Raw genomic sequence first — 20,681 nt, 5'->3', positions numbered from 1 at the left:
TGCCCGACGTTGTTCCACCGAAAGTTTCAATTCAGGTTGCGCCAGACATCGCCGACCGTACCGGCGCGGGACCGATGGAACGCGCTCGATACGCGCGTCAAAAGCCTTGAACTGCGCAGACGGACCTTGAAGGTTCGCGACATAATTGAATAGTCTTGCGCTTTCTGGGACGATGACCCATTTGGCTGCCGACAGAAGCCCCCTCGCCGCCCCGCACCGTTCTGAAAGATCAGGCGCCCGAACGAGACTTGATGTATCCGAATGAAATCACTGCGATTGCAATAGAGGCGGCCAGACATGAATCCATCGGTGGAATTGTGTTCATATCCCGAACTCGATGATCGAATCGTGATCGTCAGGGCGGGGGACGAGGTTGATGCCGTGTTTGTCCGGACCGAAAGGTTCAATGTGCTGATCGATACGCTCGGCACGCCCGAACTCTCCACGGCGGCGCTGGACCTGCTGGGGGAACAGACGAACACTCGTCCGCTGATCGTCATCAATTCGCACATGGATTGGGATCATTTCTGGGGAAATGCCGCCATTGCTGCGCGCGCTCCGATTATCGCGCATGCCGCCGCGCTCGACCGTTTACGCGACCCTTCCGCACAGGAGGTCCTGAGGGACAAGGCGAGCCGGGAGTCGAGGTTTCGAAACGTCGACCTCATCGGTCCCGATATTACCTTCTCCGGCTCGATGACCCTCAATGGCGGTGATCTGACGCTGGAACTCATTCATACGCCGGGACACACGCCCGACCATATCGCCGTATGGATTCCCGAACTTCGCATCTGCCTGGCCGTCGACGCGGTGGAATATCCCATCCCCGAAGTCTGGAGCAAAAGTGCAGGCGACCTGCGCTTGATCCGCTCCTCGCTCGAGCGGATACGTGACCTCAATGCAAGACTGGTCATCCCTGCGCATGGCCGGACGCACTCTCCTTCGGCGGTGGATGGCAACCTCGCCTATTTCCGAGCCCTGGCCGATCGTGTCGGCAGTTTGAGTGAGAGCCAGCTGGCCGATCCGCAACTCGGCAGTTCAAGCGGCCTGCGGCTTGAAGACTTCGCCCCCATCCCCGACGGAATGGCCTCCGACGTCGTGGCGTTCTACCGGAACTGCCATGAGACAAACCTTGGCGCCACGGTTCAGGCCCATATCGAAAAACTGAATTCGCATAAGGAACGTCAGGGGGCCGGAACGTGAAACTGTTGGAGGGCGGACGAACCGGGCAGATCTGGCAGGACGGCGATACCGTCGTACGGCCTTCCGGCGCATGGACGCCGACGGTGCACCGTTTTTTGCGCCATCTCAGGAGCAGAGGCTTTCCGGGAGCGCCGGATCCGATTGAAATTGGCGGAAACCAGGAAGTCATCACTTATGTCACCGGGCGCGTCTGCGAAGACCTGAGCGACCAATTTGTCGGGTCGGAACGCACGCTGCTTTCCGCAGCCAAGCTTCTGCGCGATTTTTACTCGGCATCTCAAGGGTTTCTCGAATCGGATCGCCAGATCCAGACATGGATGCTGCCGCCACAGGAGCCGCGCGAGATCATATGCCACGGCGACTATGCGCCCTACAATGTCGCGACGGCAGACCATGAAGCTGTCGGGATCATCGATTTCGACACCGCCCATCCCGCGCCGCGCCTGTGGGATCTGGCCTACTCGGTTTACCGCTGGGCGCCGCTTTCCGATCCCACTAATCCGCACGTGACCTTCGGCCTCGACGGTCAGTTGCGCCGGGCGGAAATCTTCTGCACGGCATATGGCGCGACGATGGAAGACCGGCTCCAGCTCCCTGAGATGATCTGCCAGCGGCTGCAGGCGCTCGTCGATTTCATGCTGGCAAGTGCGGCCGCCGGAGATGAGACGTTCATGGAGGACGTGGTTGCCGGAGATGCCCGACTGTATTTGAGCGATATGGACGATGTTCGAAGCCATGGGGATCGGCTGCTCAAAGCCCTGTGCTGACGCGCCTTCGGCAAGCTGAATGTCCCGCTTTGCTTGTCTGTGCCCCTCATGTTTAGGAGCCGAAGAGGAACCGCCAGACGTCAGTGACTCGTCCCATATTTAGAGCCACTTCCTCCGACGGAAGAAAGTGAAGAGGAACAGGCACAAGAACGCGATGACACCGAGCACGAAGAAATAGCCATACCGGAATTTCAATTCCGGCATCTCGTTGAAGTTCATTCCGTAGATGCCGGCGATCGCGGTGGGAACGGCGAGGATTGCCGCCCAGGCGGCGAGCTTGCGTGCAATCGCCGTCTGCTCCGTCTGGCCGATCATCACGCTGGCCTCGAAGGCGAAGGCGAGGACCTCGCGCAATGCATCGATATCTTCCTGAACCCGGCGGACGTGGTCGGTCACGTCGCGAAACAGCGATTGGAGAGTCGGATCCATGCCGGGAAGATCGATGTGCTCGTATCGCCGGCAGACGTCGACGAGCGGCACCACGGCGTTGCGCAGCCGCAGCAGCTTGCGCCGTAACAGGTAAAGCCGCTCGATGTCGGACTTTTCCAGCTGTTCGCGAAGCACCAGATCCTCGAGCTTCTCGACCTCCTCCTGCACGACCTCGATGACCGGCATGTAGTTGTCGACGATGAAATCGAGGATGGAATAGAGAATATAGTTCTCGCCATGGGCAAGTGCTGACGGCGTGGCCTCGCATCGCTGCCGCACCGCCAGATAGGAGGACGAGTCGCCGTGGCGAACGGAGACGACATAACCGCGACCAACGAACAGATGCGTTTCGCCGAAGACGATTTCGTCATCCTTCATATGGGCGGTCCGGGCGACGATGAACATCGCGTCGCCGTAAATTTCCAGTTTCGGGCGCTGGTGGGGCTGCGCCGCATCCTCGATCGCCAGGGCATGGAGATTGAACTCGGCCTGGACCTGATGCAGCAGCACTTCATCCGGCTCGTGCAGGCCGATCCAGACGACAGCGTTCTCCCGGCTTCGCCATTCGCCGGCCTCTTCTATCCTGATGTCGCGAATGCGTTGCCCCTGCTGATAAACGGCGGCGGCCACGACGCCGGGCCGTTCATACGGAGGCGATGTGGAGCCCCCGTCTGCCAGCGCGGAAATACCGTTCAGATCCTTCAGCCGTTCCAAATCCAGCTATCCTCTCCATGGCCGCACGGGATCATATATCCGCGGGGCCAATCCCTTCGCCGGTCAGGCGCTCAGCCGATCATAATGCTATTTCGTAAAACATGCATCACTGCGTCGGTACCGGGTTTGACCAGCCGCCTTCATCTGGCCAGGCGCCGGGCAGCGTCATGAAAGGCGCCCGGCGATTGCCGCGCGCCTTTCATTTGGTCACGACGCAAAGGCCGGCTTGCGCCGCGCGCCCATTCTCAACACGAAATAGATCGCTCCGCCGATGGCGACGCCGAAGAACCGGCCGTAGGTGCCCCACCAATCCGTCAGGATGGTGGTGAAGGTCGGCAGGATCGAGGAAATCTCATCATTGCGAGCCGACGACACGCCCGGCCAGACGAAACGGACTTGCGACCGCGGCGCCGGCGGCGTCGAAGACATAGGCGCCAACGTCGCCGGCGGTCGACCGCCTGCCGCTTTCGAAGGAGGCAAGCTGCGCTCCGAACTTGGCGAGCGATGCGTAGCGGTCGTGTCCCAGCCCGTCGGATGCCTGGATCGACGTGATGTCGATGACCCGAAGCCTTTCCTTCAAGGCAGCCTCCCTGATGACGGGATCGTCGATATCGAGGCGTCCGACGCGCGCCCGCTCTCGCGCTATGAAGCTCGAAGCGACGAGCGCCCGGTCATCTTTCGAAACGAGAAGGGATATCGGGATCGGCATCCGCCCGATATCCTTCAGCTGGGACCGGAAAACATCGACGTCGATGTCAGGGGCGGCCAGGATCACCGCCAGTTTGCCGACGACGTCGTCGCGATGCTGCAGTTCGAGCTGGCGCACCGTTTCCATGACCAGGAATCCGCCCATGCTATGTCCGAAAAGGATGATGCGTTTCACCTTTCCTGAAGCCGAGAGCGACGTAACAAGCGAGTCGAGGTCGCTACGCGAGGAGAGGGCGGCATCGCGGTCGGCGACATAGCCGGCGACGGCGGCGGCCGAAGGCCAGGAAAACAGAATCGGAGAGCCCGGAATATTGGCATCCGCGGCAATCTGCGCGGTGCGAAACAGCGCCTCCTGATAACTGTAGTTGTAGCCATGCACGAAGATGCCGACGGTGCCGTCGGACTGCGTGGAGCGGAGCGCCTCCTCTACGAAGGCGTCCTTTGCAAGCTGCTTGCGCCTGATGACGGCAAATTGCCGTTCGGGATCCGGGGTCGCGGTCGGATATGTGATCGCGGTGTCCTTTCGGTCGGGAGGGACCGAAAACCCATACTGCTCATAGGTGAGATTATCGGCCCACGCGCTGCCGAACCCGCCCCGTATGCTGTCGGGAGTTCTGTTGGTCGCTACGAGCACGTTCACGCTGACCGGGGCCTTTTCGGCATGAGTCGTCAGATGAACCGGCTTCAATACGTCCGGCAATGGTCTCGTCGCACAGCCTGCAAGCATCGCCAAGCCGATCGCGACAATGATGGCCGGCCCGGTCTTCAGGAGCTCTCGGTGACCTGCCTTCGAGGGCTCCGGAGAATACCGTTCCGTCATCGATAAATTTCCCCTGGGATCAAGGCTCTCGGGCGCATGCTTCAGCCAATCTCGTCATACGGCACGTCGTTCGTTCCCGCGTGGGATGGCATCGCCTGCGCCACCCCACACATTTTATCGCGGCCCGTGTTGCAGCGGCCGCCGCGGCGGCCGTGGGCGATGGCCGTCGAAGACTGCGTCATACCTCTGCCGCCGCGGCTCCGGCTCGAACGCCTTCGTCCCTCGGAATCCTGAACCACGCGACGTAGAGCGCAGGCAGGAACAGCAGCGTGAGTGCTGTTCCGACGACGATGCCGCCCATCATGGCGTAGGCCATCGGCCCCCAGAAGATCTCGCGCGAGATCGGGATCAGCGCCAGCGTGGCCGCCGCGGCCGTCAGCATGATCGGCCGCATGCGGTGCTCAGTGGCCTCGATGACCGCCTGCCAGGGCGCCATTCCTTCACTGCGCAGATGCTCGATCTGGACGACTAGGATGACGGAGTTGCGGATCAGGATGCCGATCAGCGCCAGCACGCCGAGGATCGCGACGAAGCCCATGGGAGCATTGCTCAGCAAAAGTGCTGCGACCACGCCGATCAGGGCGGTCGGCGCGACGGCGAACACCAGGAAGAGGCGGCTGAAGCTTTGCAGCTGGATCATCAGGATCGTCGCCATCGTAAACAACATCAGCGGCGCCACGGCGACGATCGGCCCCTGGGCCTCGGCGCTGGATTCGACCGCGCCTCCCACTTCCACCTTGTATCCCACCGGAAGGCCTTTCTGGAACTCTTCCACCTTCGGCTTCAGCTGTTCGACGATCGTCGCCGGCTGTGTCGAACCGATAACGGCGGCCTGGAGCGTAATGGTGGGCTGGCGGTCGCGACGCCAGATCGTCGGCTGCTCGAGCTCGTAGCGGAAATTCGCCACGGCGGAGAGCGGCACGACCTTGCCATTGGAGGTGGAGAGCTGCAGGTTCTGCAGCGTCTGGATGGAGTCGCGCTCGGAAGCCCTAGCGCGGCCGATGACATTGATCAGGTATATGTCGTCGCGAACCTGCGTCGCCGTAGAGCCTTCGACGATGCCGTTAAGCGCGGTCGCGATATCCTCGGAGGAGACCCCGAGCTGGCGCGCCTTGTCCTGCAGGACATCGACCTTCACCACGCGGGAGGGCTCGTTCCAGTCCAGGACCATATTCGCCAGAAGCGGATGCGAACCGACCGCACCTTCGAACTGCTGGGAGATGTCGCGGACCTTTTGAATATCGGGGCCGCTGATCCGGTATTGGACCGGCTTGCCGACCGGCGGACCGATGTCGAGAAGCTTGACGAAGGCGTCGGTGCCGGGAAAGGTTTTCGTCAGATAGTCCTGCAGCTCCGCCCGGACCTTATCGCGCACCTCGAGCCCTTTGGTGACGATGATCGTCTGTCCGAACGATACGTCCGGCGTCTGCACGTCGAAGGACAGGATGAAGCGCGGTGCGCCCTGGCCGACATAGGTCGTCCAGTGGTCGATATCCTTGTTGTCGGCAAGCATCTCCTTTTCGAACTTGGCCATCTGTCTGTCGGTCTCGGCAATCGAGCTGTTGTGAGGCAGGTTCCAGTCGATGACGAGCTCGGTCCTGTCCGAGTTCGGGAAGAACTGCTGCTGCACCAGTCCCATGCCGCCAATCGAAAGCGCGAAGACGCCGACCGTCAGAATGATGGTGACCCAGCGCCAGCGCATCGCCAGACCCAGGAGCCAGGAGAAGACCGCGGCGAAGCGGCCCTTCTTCTCGTGATGCGATTTCATCGTCTTCGGCAGGATCGTGACGCCGAGAAGCGGCGTGAACAGCACCGCCACCACCCAGGAGACGATCAGCGAAACCGCGATGACCACGAAAAGCGTGAAGGTGAATTCACCGGCAGCGCTGTTGTTGAGACCAACCGGAATGAAGCCCGCTACGGTGACGAGCGTTCCCGTCAGCATCGGAAAGGCGGTCGACGTATAAACGTGGGTGGCGGCCTTCCTGAGATCGTCGCCCGCCTCCAGGCGGGCCACCATCATCTCGACGGCGATCATGGCGTCGTCGACAAGCAGGCCGAGCGCGATGATGAGCGCGCCGAGCGAGATGCGCTGAAGCGAAATGCCGGAATACTCCATCACCACGAAGGTGATGGCGAGCACGAGAGGTATGGAGATCGCCACCACCATGCCGGCGCGAAGACCGAGGCTGATGAAGCTGATGATCAGCACGATGACGATCGCTTCGAAGAGCGCGCGGGTAAATCCGGACACCGCTTCGTCGACAACGGCCGGCTGATCGGAAACCCGGTGGACGTCCACGCCGATCGGAAGGTCAGCGACGACACGTTTCATCTGCGCGTCGAGCCCCTCGCCGAACTCCAGAAGATTGGCGCCCTGCTTCATGCCGATCGCAAGCCCGATCGCCGGCTGACCGTTGAAGCGGAACAGCGACGAGGGCGGATCCACGTAGCCGCGTTTGATCGTGGCCACGTCGCTCAGCGGAAAGAAGCGGTTGTTTATCCGAAGATTGATCGATCGCAGACTGTCCTCGGAGGTGAATTGCCCACTGACCCGCAATGCGATGCGTTCCGGCCCGGCGTCAACGAAGCCGGACTGCGTGACAGCATTCTGCGCCTGCAAGGTCTGGATGACCGACTGCTGGTCGATCCCGAGGGCGGCGATCTGGCGCGTGGAGAATTCGAGATAGATCGCCTCGTCCTGGGCGCCGACCACATCGACCTTGCCGACATTGGGCACGGTCAGGACTTCGGAGCGGGCATTTTCCACGAGATCGCGAAGTTGGCGCTGGGTAAGGCCGTCGCTGGTGAAGGCGTAGATGTTTCCGAACACGTCGCCGAAGCGATCGTTGAAGAAGGGACCGACGACTCCGGTCGGGAAATCGCCCTTGATGTCGGCGATCATGTTGCGGATGCGCAGCCAGGTGGGAGCGACATCCTTTGCCTTGGTCGTCGGCAGCAGCTCGACGAAGACGGTCGTCTGGCCGGCAACGGTCTCGCTCTTGGTATAGTCCAGCGATTCCAGTTCCTGGAGCTTCTTCTCGATCCTGTCGGTCACCTGCCGCGTCACTTCTTCGGCGGAGGCGCCGGGCCACTGGGCGGTAATTACCATCGTCTTGATCGTGAAGTTCGGGTCTTCTTCGCGGCCGAGCTTCACGTAAGAGAAGGCGCCTGCGAGAATGAAGACGATCATGAAGTACCAGACGAGCGAACGGTGTTCGAGCGCCCAGTCGGAAAGGTTGAAGGACTTCACTGGCTGATCTCCTGGTCGATCCTGATGGTCTGGCCATCTTCAAGTTTATGCACGCCTGCCACGACCACCCTTTCTCCGGGGGCGAGCCCCTCGGTGACGCGGACGGTGCCGCCGTCTTCGACGTCACCGTCGATCTTCACGCGGCGAATCGATACTTTCCTGGCAGGCGCATCGACGATCCAGACGCTCGGGCCGTCGCTGCCAGCAATGATTGCCGAGGAAGGCAGCACGATCTCTGGATCCGCGGCGATGGTTGCCGAGGCTGTGATGACCGAGCCGAGCCTGAAGGCTTCGGGCGGATTGGTGAGCGCGATCTTGGTCCTGCTCGTGCGGGTAGAGGTCTCCGCCTCCGGTGCTATTTCACGCACAATCCCGGACGTGCGGATGGTCGGATCGAGCTGCAGCGTCACCTCGAAGGGCGCGCCGGTCTTCAGTTTCTGGGCGGCGGCCTGCGGCACGTCGACAACGGCGTCGCGCTTGTCCGGCCGGGCGATGGTGACGACCGTCTGGCCGGCCGACACCACCTGGCCAACCTCGGCCGAGGTCGCCGTCACAACACCGTCGAATTCCGCCCGAAGCTGCGCATAACCGAGTTGCTCCTTGGCCTTGTCGAGATTGGCCTGCGCCTTGGCGACGGCGGCTGCGGCGGTTCGCCTTGCCTGCTCGGCCTCTTCGAGCGAGGCTTCGGTGCCGGAGCGCGACGCCAACAGAGCGCGCTGGCGCTGCTCGGTGGTCACCGCGTTTCTGAGTTGGGCGTCGCTGTTTTCGACGTCCGACTGAGCGTTGCGTACGGCAAGCTCGAGCGCCAGCGGATCGATGGCGGCAACGACGTCATGCTTCTTGACGAGATCGCCGACATTGACGTTGCGGGCGATCATCCGCCCGAGAATCCGAAAGCCGAGTTCGGTCTCGATCGTCGGTTCGATCGTACCGGTCAGGCCCAGGCTCGTAGCGGGCGTCTGCTTGACTGTCATCGACAGCACGGGACGGGGCGCCTCCACCTTCTCCTCCTCCTGCGGCGCGCAGGAGGAGATCAGGGCCGTGCCCACCATCAGTGCGACTATGTTGAGATGAATACTCACTTGGAAGCTTCCTTGCCATAAGACACGATTTCACCCGGCCTGAGGAATTTGGTCCCGTCGGTCACCACGACATCTCCTTCCGACACGCCTGACTTCACGATGAAGCTGCCGGTCTCGTAGCCGGCGACATCTACTGCCCTTGCCGAAACCGCCGACGATGCGGGATCGACGATCCAGACGGCCGGCTTGCCGCCCTTGGACGTCATGGCTGACCAGGGAAGCTGAATGACGTCCTGCGAGACGTAATTGAATCTTCCGACGACGGGAGCGCCCAGGGGAATGGGAGCATCGCTCGATATCGCCACCTTGACCCTGATGGTTCCGGTGGAGGAATCGATCGTCGGCGAAATTTCGCGGATCTTCGCCGTGATCTTCTGCGTCGGGTTCGACAGAAGGGTCACGATTCCGTCGCCGTCGATCGGGCGCAGGAACGCACTTTCGACCACTTCGAAGACGGCATCGCGGTCACCGTCATGGGCAAGAGTGAAGACGACTTGGGCGGCTTGCGCCACCTGCCCGACCTCGGCATTGCGGGCGGTGATCATCCCGTCGGCGTCCGCCTTCAGCTCTGTGTAAGACAAGGTATCCTGAGCGGTTTCCAACAGCGCCTGCGCCGACTTCGTCGATGCCTGCGCGGTCAGAAGCGCCTCCTGCGCCTGGTCGAGTGCGGCACGCGTCGTCACCTGCGTTCGAAACAGGCTCTGCTGGCGGTCGTATGCAAGCTGCGCCTGGGTCTGCTGGGCCTCAGCCGACTGAAGATTGGCGGCCGCCACATCCAAGTCGGCCTTCTGTTCTTCCGGATCGATGCGCGCCAGGAGCTGCCCTGCCTTTACCGACTGCCCGACGTCGACCAGCCGCTCGATGATCTTGCCGCTGACGCGGAAGGACAGATCGGTCTGGACACGGGCGCGGACTTCGCCGGTGACCGCGCCGCCCTGAACCAGCGGCTCGGGCTTGGCAACGACGACGGAGATCTGCCGCGGGGTGGGCTCGGTCGGCCCGCTTGCATCGCTGCATGATCCGAGACCGATGGCGCATACGATCGCTGTGGCGACCAGAATGGTTCTCATAGTTGACCTCTTGCTCTCAACGGCAGCTCCTATATAATTGACTGACGGATTAGTCAATGAAACTTTGTGCCGCGGGGATCAGGGCGAGCGCAACAAGGGAGGCGAGGCAAATGGCAGCTCAGAAGAAGATCACACGCGCGGAACAGAAAGCGCTGCGGCCCATCCAGATCCTGGATGCCGCCTTCGAGGAATTCGTGAGAAGCGGTTTCACCGGCACGCGCGTCGAAGACATCGCCGACAGGGTCGGCGTCACCAAGGGTACGGTGTATGTCTACTTCGAGACCAAGGAAAAGCTATTCGAAGCCATGATCAATCATTTCTCCGTGCCGTTTCACGAGTTGCTGACGATCACGGACGGGCTCAGCGGCAGCGCCACTGACCGGCTGATTTCCATTCTCGGCCTGCTCTACGAACAAATCGCCGAGGATCGTACGACCCGCGAACTGACACGGCTGGTCATCGCAGAAGGACACCGGTTCCCCGACCTGATCGACCGCCACCACGACCAGTTCATTGAGCCAATCATCACCAAGGTCGACTCTCTCATTCTGGAGGGTGTGGCGTCGGGGGAGTTTCGCGAAGTTCCGGTGGAATTCTCCGACATCGTGGTCGCGCCCATCCTGACGACGACAGTTCTGCGGCTGATATTCGACGATCGCCGCGTGCCCACACCCAACAAGGAGGCCTTCCTGCGGACTTATTTCGACCTGCTGCTCAATGGCCTGCTTGCCAAACCTCACTGATCGCCAAATGACAAAAAATACCGCACCAGGCACGTAGCTTTTCTCAAGTTTTTATGTGAAAACATCGAGTTAGCCATGCCTTCGAAGGCACGACCTCAATTCGTGACGGAAAAAGTGGAACGCAAAGTCAATCTCAAGGATGTCGCGCGCGATGCGGACGTGTCGCTGAGCACGGCCTCGCACGCGCTCAACGGAACCGCACCGCTGACGATCGAGGTACGCGAAAGGGTTCTGGATTCGGCCAAACGCTTAGGCTACCTCGACCGCCGGAGGAAGAAGGCAACGATCGCGACCTTGCGCGTCCTGCTTCTCGCCATTCCCGACGATGCCGCGCCCGAGAGCGACCTCAACCTGGTGAGCTGGACGATCCTCAACGGTCTCCGTAGGGAGTGCGAACGCCGCGGCATCAGAATCGTACCCTTCGTCAGCACCGGCCGGCGTATCGACGGCGCTCAAGTCAGACAGATCGCGCTCTCGGAACGCGCCGACGGCATCGTGGTCCTGAACGACGATCAGCCGGAACTGATCCGAAGCCTCGCCTCCCCTGATATGCCTGTCGTCATCGTCAACGGCGAAGACCCCGCCATGCTGGTCGATACGGTCACCCCCGAAAACCGCTTCGGAGCGCGGCTCGGCATCGAGCACCTGCTGGCGCTCGGGCATCGCCGTATCCTGCACCTGACCTGGAAGGGACGCACGACGATCCAGCGCCGATATGACGGCTTTTCCGATGCCTATTTCGCCGCCCAGCTTCCGGTGCCGGACGATATGATCGTCGAGGCCGAGGGGTATGAGCCCAAGCACGGCGAGGCTGCGATCAACGCGCTGCTCGACCGCGATGCCACGATGAAAGGCGCGACCGCCGTCTTTTGCGCCGCCGACAATCTGGCGCTCGGATGCCTGAAGGCATTGGCCGATCGGGACATCCGCGTGCCGGAAGCGATATCAGTGCTGGGGTTCGACGACATCGTTCCCGGCGAGTTCAGCCGCCCGCCGCTGTCGACGATCAGCGTTCCCACAGACAGGCTAGGCGCCGCCGCCTTGGCGCTCATCGAACAGCGGCTGATCGCCAACGATCCGCAGCGGCCGGCCCATCGCCTGGAACTTGGATGCCATCTCGTCTTGAGGGGTAGCGTCGCGCCGCCGCGCGAGAATGCAACGCATCGAGCCTGATCGATGCGGTACCTTCGGAGAGCACGATGACCAAAATCCTTGCTGCAGCCCTATCGATCTCATTGTGTATCATGATCGATGCTTCGATAGCCGTTGCGTCCGACGCTAAAGAAACCTTGCAAATTCCCAAGATCTTTAGTGCAGTGAAGCTTCGAGATTGCAACCAATACGATAGTAAAGAACGTCGCGCTTGCGAGGCGACCACACTCAGGCTTGGATACTTTAGCTGGGGTCTTTTGTTCGCAGCTCGAGGCTTCGATCTAACTCCGAGAATCCTGCGCGGCGACCTTAAAGCGTTCCGCGAGTTTGTGAAAGACGATCCCGTTTATTCAAGCCAAGCATCGGCGGTAGAGGCTTTCTTGAGAAAACCCTTCGAAATATGCGCCTCTGACGGCTGCGGAATATACCTGGGCCTATCAGAACGGGAACTAGAGGCTATCTCGGCGGAGTTCAACGAGAGTCGACGGTCGATGATTTGTCTTCTCAAACGAGACCGGTCGAAAGACAAGGCGGGCGGCGCGCTCCACGATCGGACATTGCTCACCGATGTCTGGCAAATGCAGCGCGGCCTGATCCCATCCTGTGCGCCGGTATCGACTGCTGTTGAAGAAATTATTAGGCGCGCCTTCCGTAGTTAGCTAGCGCGAGCGCTCGGCCCGCAGGCGCGTATCCCGCGGGCTTTCTCCGAAGGCTCTGCGATAGATGATGGAGAATCTCCCCGCATGAGAAAAACCCCATATGGCGCAGATTTCCCGGACGGATCGCTGATTCATCGGATCCCGCAACTGGTCGCGGGCTGCCTGCAGCCTGATCGTGCGCAAGTAACTGCCCGGTGAGGTTCCCCTGAAGGCCTTGAAGCCCGTTTGCAGCGCACGAAGTGAAACACCGACGTCATCCGCAATCATCGTCATGGTGAGGGGCTCTGCGATATTGGCGTGCATATAGTCGATAGCACGTCGGACATGCCAAGGCGCGACCAACGACACTTTGTTTTTTTCCAGATAGCCGGAAAAACGGTGAGAGCCAAATCGGATCACGAGATTGGCAAGCGTTTCGCTCATTCCTGCCATGGCAAGCGGTGAAGACAGAAGCGGACCGTCATTGAGCATGCCCTGCACGATCGTCTGCGCCAGGCTACCGATAAGCTGGCCCGATGGTGTTGTGAGATCCAGAACGGGTTCTAGGTCAAGCGAATCGAGGATTGGCGTTTCCACCAGTGAAACCAGCATTCGTCTCACAATTTTCCAGTCCAGGAACAGCGCATCCGAGCGGTGCGGGCCGCCTTGGACGAAACGATCGCCTACCTGATGGTTGTTGGCCATGAGAAGATGACCCGCCTCACTTTCAACCACTCTTTTTCCAATGGACAGTCGAAAGGATCCGGTGTGCGGGATGTAAAACGCGAGGTGTTGCGGCGTCTCCTCGAGCGTTCGAATCGTCCAGGAACTCTGATAAACCGAATGAAGCGCCGTAAATGGCCCGCTTGTTCTCAGGTCCGCTGCCCAAGCAAAAGCCCGATCTTTGCTCAGCGGCTTGGCGCTAAAGGCTCCGTAGCCTGCCGAATAGGCTTGCACCATCGACTCGAAGTCCCTGCCTTCATGCGTCGGCGCAAACCCGTATGTCTCACGCTCAGGAGCGCGCGCCGTGCTCTCGGATCTCAACGATATCCCCTCTGCCTTCGTGAATTGTGATCCCGGCTGGCTTGGCCAATCTCAATGGAGTAAGCAGGGCCGGCAAACCGGGGTTCGAATTCCTTGTTTGACAGAAGCAAAACGCCCTCCCAATCTGGTTCACACTCACAGTGTAAATCAAACCGAACCCAAAATGAAGTATGATCCGCTAGACCACATCGCCGCGCATTTTTTGCGAGACACGCAAGCTGTGCGCGTCGCTTCCCGCAACGAACGCGACCTGCTGCGGCTGATCTGGAAGTCTCCGGGCATTGAGCGCTCCGACCTAACCGAGCCGCTCGATCTCACCCAGCAATCGTTGCACAGGATCGTCGCGCGGCTTCATGAGCGAGGGATGATTGTCTTTTCCACATCGGAAACCCGGCGCCCCGGGCCCCCCAGCCCTGGCCTTACTCTTTGCAGAGACTGGTGTCTGACGCTCGGCATCGCCGTGAACGTCGGTTCGATCGGCCTCTGCCTCATGGGTTTCGGAGAACCTTTGGACCACATGGAAATTCCGCAGGAGGGATCGTCGCTCGCCGCGGAGATGGAGCGGATCGAAGCGGCGGTCGAAGAGCTCCTTGCCCGGCGAGGAGCCGAGCGGCGCGACGTCCTCGGCATCGGTCTGGCAGTCTCTGGCCACCATATGCTGGACACGGCCTTCAACTGTCCACTGCCGCTCGCTCATTGGTCATTGATCGATTTGGCGCCTTTGCTCGGAGAGCAGCTCGGCCTACCGGTCTGGGCAGACAATGTCGCCAGGACCGCCGCCTTGGCGGAAGCAATTTTCGGTGTCGGCCGCGACGTCGCTGATTTCGCCTATATCGCCCACCTTCACGGATACGGGGGCGGCCTCGTTTCCGGAGGCATGCCGTTTCGCGGCAGTTTCGGAAATGCCGGCGAATATTCCGTTCTCTTCGGGCGTGAGGAATACGAAGATCGCCCTGCACTCAGCCTCTTGCTTCAACACCTTCATGCCAAGGGACGCTCGAACTTGACCCTCAGGGACCTGAAGAACGAGAAACTGGTGGATTGGGATGGCGTTGCGGAATGGGTCGACCGCGTCGCGCCGGCCCACAACAAAGCCATCAATGCGATCTGCGCAGTATTCGACCCGGCCTTGATCGTCCTTGGCGGCGAGCTTCCGCATTCACTCGCGAGAATGCTTATCGAGCGGACCGAATTCAATAATCTGCCTCGGCATGGCGTATTACGTGACGTCCCAAGCCTTGCCGTGGCACAGATCATCGATGCCCCCGGTGCAATCGGCGCGGCGTTGATCCCGCTAATCGAAACCGTTTTGTGATATTCGCAGGAGGTATCGACCGCCGAAGCGCGCCGCATGAACCGAGTTCTATACGACGCGCCTCAGCCGGAGCTCGGCGTGGTTTGGGTTCTTCGACGGTTGCGAGGAGGTCTCTCTCAATGCAGGCTCACTTACTTCATGCCTGTTCCGGCGATGCCCGTGGTAATATACTTCTGCAGGAACAGGAAAACGACGGTGACAGGCAGCAGGCTGAGGAACGTCATCGCCAGTATATAGTGCCACTGCACCGAGAACTCTCCCTGGAATGCATTCAGGCCGACCTGCAGGGTGAAATTCTCGCGGCTGTTGAGGACGATGAGCGGCCAGAGGAAGTCGTTCCATCGCCAGAGCACGGAAAAGATCGCCAGCACCGCGAGAGCCGGCGCCGTCAACGGCAGGATGATGCGCCAGAAGATGCAGAATTCGCTCGCCGCATCGACGCGCGCCGCCTCTATCAGTTCATCGGGTATGGTCAGCATATATTGCCGCAGCAAGAAGACGGCGGTCGGAGAGGCGATCGTCGGCAGGATGACGCCCCAGAGATTGTCGGCAAGCCCGACCCCGACGATGACGAGATAGGCCGGGACCATGACGACGGCGAGCGGGATCATCAGGGTCGAGATGATGATGACGAAAACGGTCGTGTCGCCACGAAATTTGTATTTCGACAGCGCAAAGGCCGCCATGGCGTTGACGATAAGCGTCAGAAGCGTCGCAACGACGGTGACAAACACCGAGTTCTTGAGGAAGGTCAGGAAGTTGAAGCGCGTCAGCGGATCGCTGTAATTCTCGGTGGCGACGGTCAAATGCTGCACCGGCGTGATCCCCTTGACGTCGACGCTGACCGGCTGTCCGGGATTTGCGGGATCGACCATCTGGGCCTTCAGGCCGATACGCCGCACCATGGCCATCTCGCGTGGCTTACCGTCGATGGTCACCTGCCAGAGGCTGAGCGGTTTGTCGAAGCCGGGGACCGTCCGTTCCACCGCAGCACGCGGAAGCAGCGCCGGCGGAAAGCGGGTAATTTCGGCTGCCGGCTTCAGCGAGGAGAGACCCGCCCAGACGACGGGGACGAGCACGGCGAACGTGCCGCCGGTCAGCCAGACCCATGACAATATATCGGTGATGTCGATGCGCCCGGCCCGGCGCGTGCGAGAGAGAAAGCTGATCGGATTCATCTCAGGACTCCATTCGCTTGCCGAGGCGCAACTGTATGAGGGTGAGAACCAGAAGCACCAACCCCATCAGAACCGATGCGGCGGAGGCAAGTCCGAAGAGGCGGAGATCGCTGCTGAATGCCATCTGGTAGATATATTGGACGATGAAGCTGTTGGCCGTGCCCGGACCGCCGCCGTTGGTCAGAACCCAAGCCTCGTCAAAGATCTGCACGGACTTGATCATCAGAAGGATGAATACGACAAGCAGGTTCGGAGCAAGGAGCGGAAGCGTGATCCTGAACAGCGTGCGGCGCGGCGACGCGGCGTCGATCGAGGCAGCCTCGTAGAGCTCCTTCGGGATCGCCTGGAGGCCGGCGAGGAGGATGAGCGTGTAAAAGCCCATGTGAAACCAGACCGACACCGCGACGACGAAGAAGCGCGACCAGCCGACGTCGAGCAGGAAGATTTCAGGGGGAACGCCGATCATCTGGAAGAAGGCGTTCAACAGCCCGTTGCGATCGAGGAACCATTTCCAGATCAGGCCGATGACGACGGGCGACAGCAGGACGGGATAGAAGAACATCGCCCTGAAGAAGCCGCGCGCGACGATCGCCCGATTGAGGATCAGCGCCGTGATCAGCGCCACCAGTAATGTGGCGACGACATTGAAGGCCACGAACCAGAGCGTGTTCCACACAGCCGTCCAGAACAACGATTCCTGGCAGGTTCCCGGCTGCAGATAATTGCCGCAGGAAAGCAGCGTGCGGAAATTGTCCAGGCCGACGAAGGGGCGCTCCGACACGAAAAGATTGGTGCCGCCGGTGAAGGCGTACCCGATCGCGATCGCGATCGGAAGGAACGTGAAGATGGCGAACAGAACGAGGTTCGGCGCCAGGAACAGCCATGGCATACGCTTGCGGCCGAAGATGCGCTCGATCAGATTTATCGGGGCTTCGACCACTCTCATCGCCGTTTCCCCTGTTTGGGACAGCAATGCACATGCCTTGAGCGCCGCCATGTTCAGCGCCTCCCCTGTCCGGGCCGCCGGGCAAAAGCCAGGCCGCTTTCGGGATCGAACAGATGAACCCGCCCCGGGGCGGCGTCGATCAGGATGTGATCACCAGGCGAAGGCGCGAAATGGCCGGCCTCGTGAATGATGATCTGCTCATCCTGACCTGCAAGGTTGCCATAGACATAGGTCTCGGTGCCGAGGCCCTCGTGATACTGGACGATGAACGGCAGGCCCTGCTCGCTGGAGCGTGAAAAATGCGCGGGCCGGATACCGGCGAGAACGGCCTGGCCGACCGCAATGCCGGCGAGATCGACATCGCTGACGATGCTGCCGCCGTTGCCGACATCGATGGTGACGCCGCTTTCGCTGACGCCTGATACCTTGCCCTTGATGATGTTCATGCGCGGCGAGCCGAGGAAGCCCGCGACGAAGAGATTGCGCGGGCTGTCGAACAGGTCCAGCGGTGCTCCGACCTGCTCGACCCGCCCGGCGCGCAGCACGACGATCTTGTCGGCCATCGTCATCGCCTCGACCTGGTCATGCGTGACATAGATCATCGTCGTCTTGATGTCGCGGTGGAGCTTGGTGATCTCGGCCCGGGTCTGGACGCGTAGCGCTGCGTCGAGATTGGACAGCGGCTCGTCGAAGAGGAAAATGTCAGGTTCGCGCACGATGGCCCGGCCGATCGCCACGCGCTGGCGCTGGCCGCCCGAAAGCTGCTTCGGACGCCGGTCCAGATAGGGTTCGATCGCCAGCATTCTGGCAGCTTCGGCAATCCGCGCCTCGATCTCGGCACGCTTGAACTTCAGGTTCTCCAGGCCGAAAGCGAGGTTCTTGCGAACGCTCATATGCGGATAGAGCGCATAGGACTGGAAGACCATTGCGATCTTGCGCTCGGCCGGCGAGAGTGCGCTGACGTCGCGCGCCCCGATCGCGATTGCGCCTGACGTCACCTCTTCGAGGCCGGCGATGACGCGCAGCAGGGTCGACTTGCCGCATCCCGACGGACCGACGAAGACGACGAACTCGCCGTCCTTGATATCGAGTTCGACGTCATGCAGGACTTTGACCGAGCCATACGACTTGTTGACGTTGGAAAGTTTCAGTTCTGCCATGTCCCACTCCCATCAGGTGCCGCCGTTTCGAAGACGGCGTCTTTTGTGTTCCAGCCTTGCGGCAGCGGTGTCGGCCTCGTGATCCGCACCTCGTTCATCAAGATCCCGGCGACATCAGCCACGTAGACGGCCGGCATTCCTCCCGGATAGTGCTCAAGACCGATCACTCGCCCGTCCGACCCGCGGGTCCAGGCATTGGCGCGGCCGCCGCCATCGGCTTTCGGGGAAAGGTCGGCGTTCGTTGGACGCAGGTCGTAGGACCGTGCCGTGCCGAGCTGCCCAGGCTGCTGATCGATGGCGATGCGCGCCAGCGATGCGTTCCGGATGCCGGCCGACGAGGTCGAGATGACTGTGATCGCCCCCTCCATCCGCCCGGTGATGTCCTCGACGATGAGATTTTCGATGGCGCCTGCCGTGCGTTCCGTAACTCGGTCGACGACATTGACGGTCAGCGCCTCCCCCGAGCCCCAGAAGCCATCGGGGGTCTCGCGGCACTCTACCGCAATTCTCGAAAACCTTACGTTCGATATCCGGCCGCCGTCGCGCGAAAAGACGCCCAGCGCCCTGTTGGAGGATGAGACGCTGCAATCCTCGAACACGACATTGGTGAAGTCGCCATGCGTTTCCGTGCCAATCTTCAGCGCGCAACTGAGGCTCTGAACGGAGCAGCGGCGGACGAGAATGTTCTCGCATCGCCCGATGGCGACGCGATCAGGACCGATGCTCGTCTTCAGGCATATGCCGTCGTCGGCCGTCGATATCCGGCAGTCCTCGATGACGGCACCGCGGCAGGCATCCAGCACGATGCCATCGGTATTGGGAAGGCGGCGGTCGTTGTCGATGGTCACGTTCCTAACGGCGACATCGGTGCAGTTGACGAAGTGCAGCGTCCACATCGGTGAGCGGCAAATATGGACGGAGCTGATCTCGACCTCGGCGCAGCCCTCGAAGACGACGACACGGGGACGGAATTCGGCTGGGATGAAAGTTCCCACCGTCTCGTCGTCCCCCACGATGAAGCTGTCGCAACCGGCTTCGATGCGACCCGCCCCCGTCAGGCTGATCCGCCGCGCATCCTTGGCGACGATCATCCCGCGGTCCGATTTTTCGGCGATCACCGAAACACTCGTATGCGCATAGGCGGCATAATCCGGAACGGGACGCAGGATCGCGCCGACGGCCAGATGAAGGTCGACGCCGGATCTGAGCTGGAGCCCGCGGCAGACATGGGTGCCGGCCATGAGCTCCACGCGTCCGCCGCCCGAAACCGACAGGCCGTCGATGGCCGACTGCAGGCGGTCGGTATTGTCGCCGTCGAGCGCCTCGATTGCGACGAGGGAGCGGATACTCATTGGCGACGGCCGTTCTCGAGAAAGACTTCCGTCAGGAGCAGCATCGTCAGCGCCTGGCCATAAGGCGTCGGCACGTTGGGGATGCGCCTGTAGAAATCGAGGTCATGGCCCATCGGTGTGCCGTCCGAGACGCCGTGGACGACGCCTTCCTCGTCGATCTGCGCCAGCACCGCAGCAAGCGCGCGCTCCGCATAGGTCCTGTCGTCCTTGTCGAGAATGCCGGCATCGATGGCGCGCAATATGCCATAGGCAATGCCTGCCGTAGCCGAGGTTTCCAGCGGCGACGACGGATCGTCCAGAAGCGTCGTGAACATGCCGTCCGGCCGCTGGTATGCTTTCAAGGAGCGCACCTGGCTGACGAGCACGTTCGACAGAAAACGCCGGTCCTTCTCGCCGAGCGTCGGAACGAGGTCGAAGAGCTCGGGGATGGCGACGGTGATCCAGGCATTGCCGCGCGCCCAGAAGGCATTGGCGAAATTGTGCCGCCCGTTGAAGGTCCAGCCGTGATACCAGAGCCCGCTGACCGGATCGGAGAGATAGCGGGTGTGGATCACGAATTGATAGACGGCCTCGTCGATCCACTCGCTGCGCTCGCAGAGCACACCGGCGCGGGCGAGAAACAGGCAGGCCATGAACAGCGTATCGTCCCACAATTCGCCATCGTTGAGGCGCTCCTTGACGACGTGCTGAAAGCCGCCGTCTTCGGTCTTCGGCAGTTCCTTGACGAGCCATTCGGCCCAGTCCTCGACGAGAGAGCGAAAATCGGGACGGTCGACATGCTGGACGAGGATTGCAAGCGGCAGCATCGGCGCCGTGCTGTTGATCTGGCGCGGCGGCAGGCCGCGTTCGATCTGGCCGGCATACCAAGCGACGAGTTCCTGCAGCGCTTTCTGATCATTGGTGGAAATGGCGCGGCGCAGGAAGCCGTAAAGGCCGACGCCGACTTCCCAGTCCCATTCGTCGAACTGGATTCCGGAGGCGGAATTTCCCGTCACGAGACCTTCCTTGATGCCTCTGAGCCGGCTGAAAGCCGTTGCCACGCGATCGATCGTCGTCAGGAGGGCGGCATTATCGACAGATGTTGTGTTCATGCTGGAGACCTATGTT

The 20,681-nt window shown here is 61.1% G+C and carries 17 protein-coding genes and 1 pseudogene; 6 read left to right on the top strand and 12 right to left on the bottom strand.

Features of this window, described 5'->3' with window-relative positions; translation table 11 throughout:
- Positions 1-297: 297 nt before the first annotated feature.
- Positions 298-1,203: an MBL fold metallo-hydrolase gene (locus RWK44_RS01710; protein WP_222060766.1), complete on the top strand. Its 906-nt coding sequence runs from the start codon at positions 298-300 to the stop codon at positions 1,201-1,203.
- Positions 1,200-1,970, top strand: a complete 771-nt coding sequence (locus tag RWK44_RS01705; protein WP_316028279.1) for an aminoglycoside phosphotransferase family protein — start codon at positions 1,200-1,202, stop codon at positions 1,968-1,970. The genes RWK44_RS01710 and RWK44_RS01705 overlap by 4 nt, the downstream gene beginning before the upstream one ends.
- 99 nt (positions 1,971-2,069) lie before the next feature.
- Here the strand turns inward: RWK44_RS01705 and RWK44_RS01700 are convergent, their stop codons facing one another.
- The 6 genes and pseudogenes from RWK44_RS01700 to RWK44_RS01675 all read right to left on the bottom strand — a co-directional run bounded on the left by RWK44_RS01700 (position 2,070) and on the right by RWK44_RS01675 (position 10,046).
- Positions 2,070-3,113: a magnesium and cobalt transport protein CorA gene (locus tag RWK44_RS01700; RefSeq protein WP_131662709.1), complete on the bottom strand. Its 1,044-nt coding sequence runs from the start codon at positions 3,111-3,113 to the stop codon at positions 2,070-2,072.
- 207 nt (positions 3,114-3,320) lie between these two features.
- Positions 3,321-3,461 (bottom strand): annotated as a pseudogene (locus tag RWK44_RS01695) (allantoin permease); the annotation flags it as partial.
- A 7-nt stretch (positions 3,462-3,468) separates the two neighbouring features.
- The gene (locus tag RWK44_RS01690; RefSeq protein ID WP_245503807.1) at positions 3,469-4,548 is read right to left on the bottom strand and encodes an alpha/beta hydrolase; all 1,080 of its coding nucleotides are present in this window, start codon (positions 4,546-4,548) and stop codon (positions 3,469-3,471) included.
- A gap of 271 nt (positions 4,549-4,819) precedes the next feature.
- Positions 4,820-7,894 carry an efflux RND transporter permease subunit gene (locus RWK44_RS01685; RefSeq protein WP_316028278.1) on the bottom strand — a complete coding sequence of 1,025 codons (3,075 nt, stop codon included), beginning with the start codon at positions 7,892-7,894 and terminating at the stop codon, positions 4,820-4,822.
- Positions 7,891-8,976 (bottom strand): efflux RND transporter periplasmic adaptor subunit, encoded by a 1,086-nt coding sequence (locus RWK44_RS01680; protein WP_316028277.1) that lies wholly within the window; start codon positions 8,974-8,976, stop codon positions 7,891-7,893. Before RWK44_RS01680 ends, RWK44_RS01685 begins: the two co-directional genes overlap by 4 nt.
- A complete protein-coding gene (locus RWK44_RS01675; protein WP_316028276.1) occupies positions 8,973-10,046 on the bottom strand; it encodes an efflux RND transporter periplasmic adaptor subunit in 1,074 nt (357 codons plus the stop codon). Before RWK44_RS01675 ends, RWK44_RS01680 begins: the two co-directional genes overlap by 4 nt.
- 110 nt (positions 10,047-10,156) lie before the next feature.
- Between RWK44_RS01675 and RWK44_RS01670 the strand changes: the two genes are divergently transcribed.
- The 3 genes from RWK44_RS01670 to RWK44_RS01660 all read left to right on the top strand — a co-directional run bounded on the left by RWK44_RS01670 (position 10,157) and on the right by RWK44_RS01660 (position 12,600).
- Entirely contained in the window at positions 10,157-10,789 is a 633-nt protein-coding gene (locus tag RWK44_RS01670; protein WP_020047212.1) for a TetR/AcrR family transcriptional regulator, read from the top strand.
- A 75-nt stretch (positions 10,790-10,864) separates the two neighbouring features.
- The gene (locus tag RWK44_RS01665; RefSeq protein WP_316028275.1) at positions 10,865-11,962 is read left to right on the top strand and encodes a LacI family DNA-binding transcriptional regulator; all 1,098 of its coding nucleotides are present in this window, start codon (positions 10,865-10,867) and stop codon (positions 11,960-11,962) included.
- A 26-nt stretch (positions 11,963-11,988) separates the two neighbouring features.
- Positions 11,989-12,600: a hypothetical protein gene (locus tag RWK44_RS01660; RefSeq protein WP_221946442.1), complete on the top strand. Its 612-nt coding sequence runs from the start codon at positions 11,989-11,991 to the stop codon at positions 12,598-12,600.
- Here RWK44_RS01660 and RWK44_RS01655 read toward each other — a convergent pair whose 3' ends face one another.
- Positions 12,601-13,623, bottom strand: a complete 1,023-nt coding sequence (locus tag RWK44_RS01655) for a helix-turn-helix transcriptional regulator (RefSeq protein WP_168280950.1) — start codon at positions 13,621-13,623, stop codon at positions 12,601-12,603. It lies immediately after the preceding gene.
- Positions 13,624-13,786: 163 nt separating this feature from the next.
- On the opposite strand from RWK44_RS01655, the gene RWK44_RS01650 reads away from it, so the two are divergent.
- The gene (locus tag RWK44_RS01650; RefSeq protein WP_168281561.1) at positions 13,787-14,938 is read left to right on the top strand and encodes an ROK family transcriptional regulator; all 1,152 of its coding nucleotides are present in this window, start codon (positions 13,787-13,789) and stop codon (positions 14,936-14,938) included.
- Between the two features lie 131 nt (positions 14,939-15,069).
- On the opposite strand, the gene RWK44_RS01645 is transcribed toward RWK44_RS01650, so the two are convergent.
- Genes RWK44_RS01645 through bglB form a run of 5 tightly spaced genes read right to left on the bottom strand, consistent with a single transcriptional unit; the run spans position 15,070 to position 20,665 of the window.
- Entirely contained in the window at positions 15,070-16,116 is a 1,047-nt protein-coding gene (locus RWK44_RS01645; RefSeq protein ID WP_168280953.1) for a carbohydrate ABC transporter permease, read from the bottom strand.
- A gap of 1 nt (position 16,117) precedes the next feature.
- Positions 16,118-17,113 carry a carbohydrate ABC transporter permease gene (locus RWK44_RS01640; RefSeq protein ID WP_316028274.1) on the bottom strand — a complete coding sequence of 332 codons (996 nt, stop codon included), beginning with the start codon at positions 17,111-17,113 and terminating at the stop codon, positions 16,118-16,120.
- A 2-nt stretch (positions 17,114-17,115) separates the two neighbouring features.
- Complete coding sequence (locus RWK44_RS01635; protein ID WP_222060772.1) at positions 17,116-18,222, bottom strand: ABC transporter ATP-binding protein; 1,107 nt, start codon at positions 18,220-18,222, stop codon at positions 17,116-17,118.
- Positions 18,210-19,574, bottom strand: coding sequence for a polygalacturonase PglB (pglB, locus tag RWK44_RS01630; RefSeq protein WP_316028273.1), 1,365 nt, complete (start codon positions 19,572-19,574; stop codon positions 18,210-18,212). Before pglB ends, RWK44_RS01635 begins: the two co-directional genes overlap by 13 nt.
- Positions 19,571-20,665, bottom strand: coding sequence for a beta-galactosidase BglB (gene bglB, locus RWK44_RS01625; RefSeq protein ID WP_316028272.1), 1,095 nt, complete (start codon positions 20,663-20,665; stop codon positions 19,571-19,573). The genes pglB and bglB overlap by 4 nt, the downstream gene beginning before the upstream one ends.
- Positions 20,666-20,681: the final 16 nt, after the last annotated feature.

Origin of the sequence: Rhizobium sp. 25PS6 (assembly GCF_032464655.1) — a bacterium.
Lineage (GTDB): Bacteria > Pseudomonadota > Alphaproteobacteria > Rhizobiales > Rhizobiaceae > Rhizobium > Rhizobium laguerreae.
This window is presented reverse-complemented; position numbering and strand designations above follow the sequence as displayed.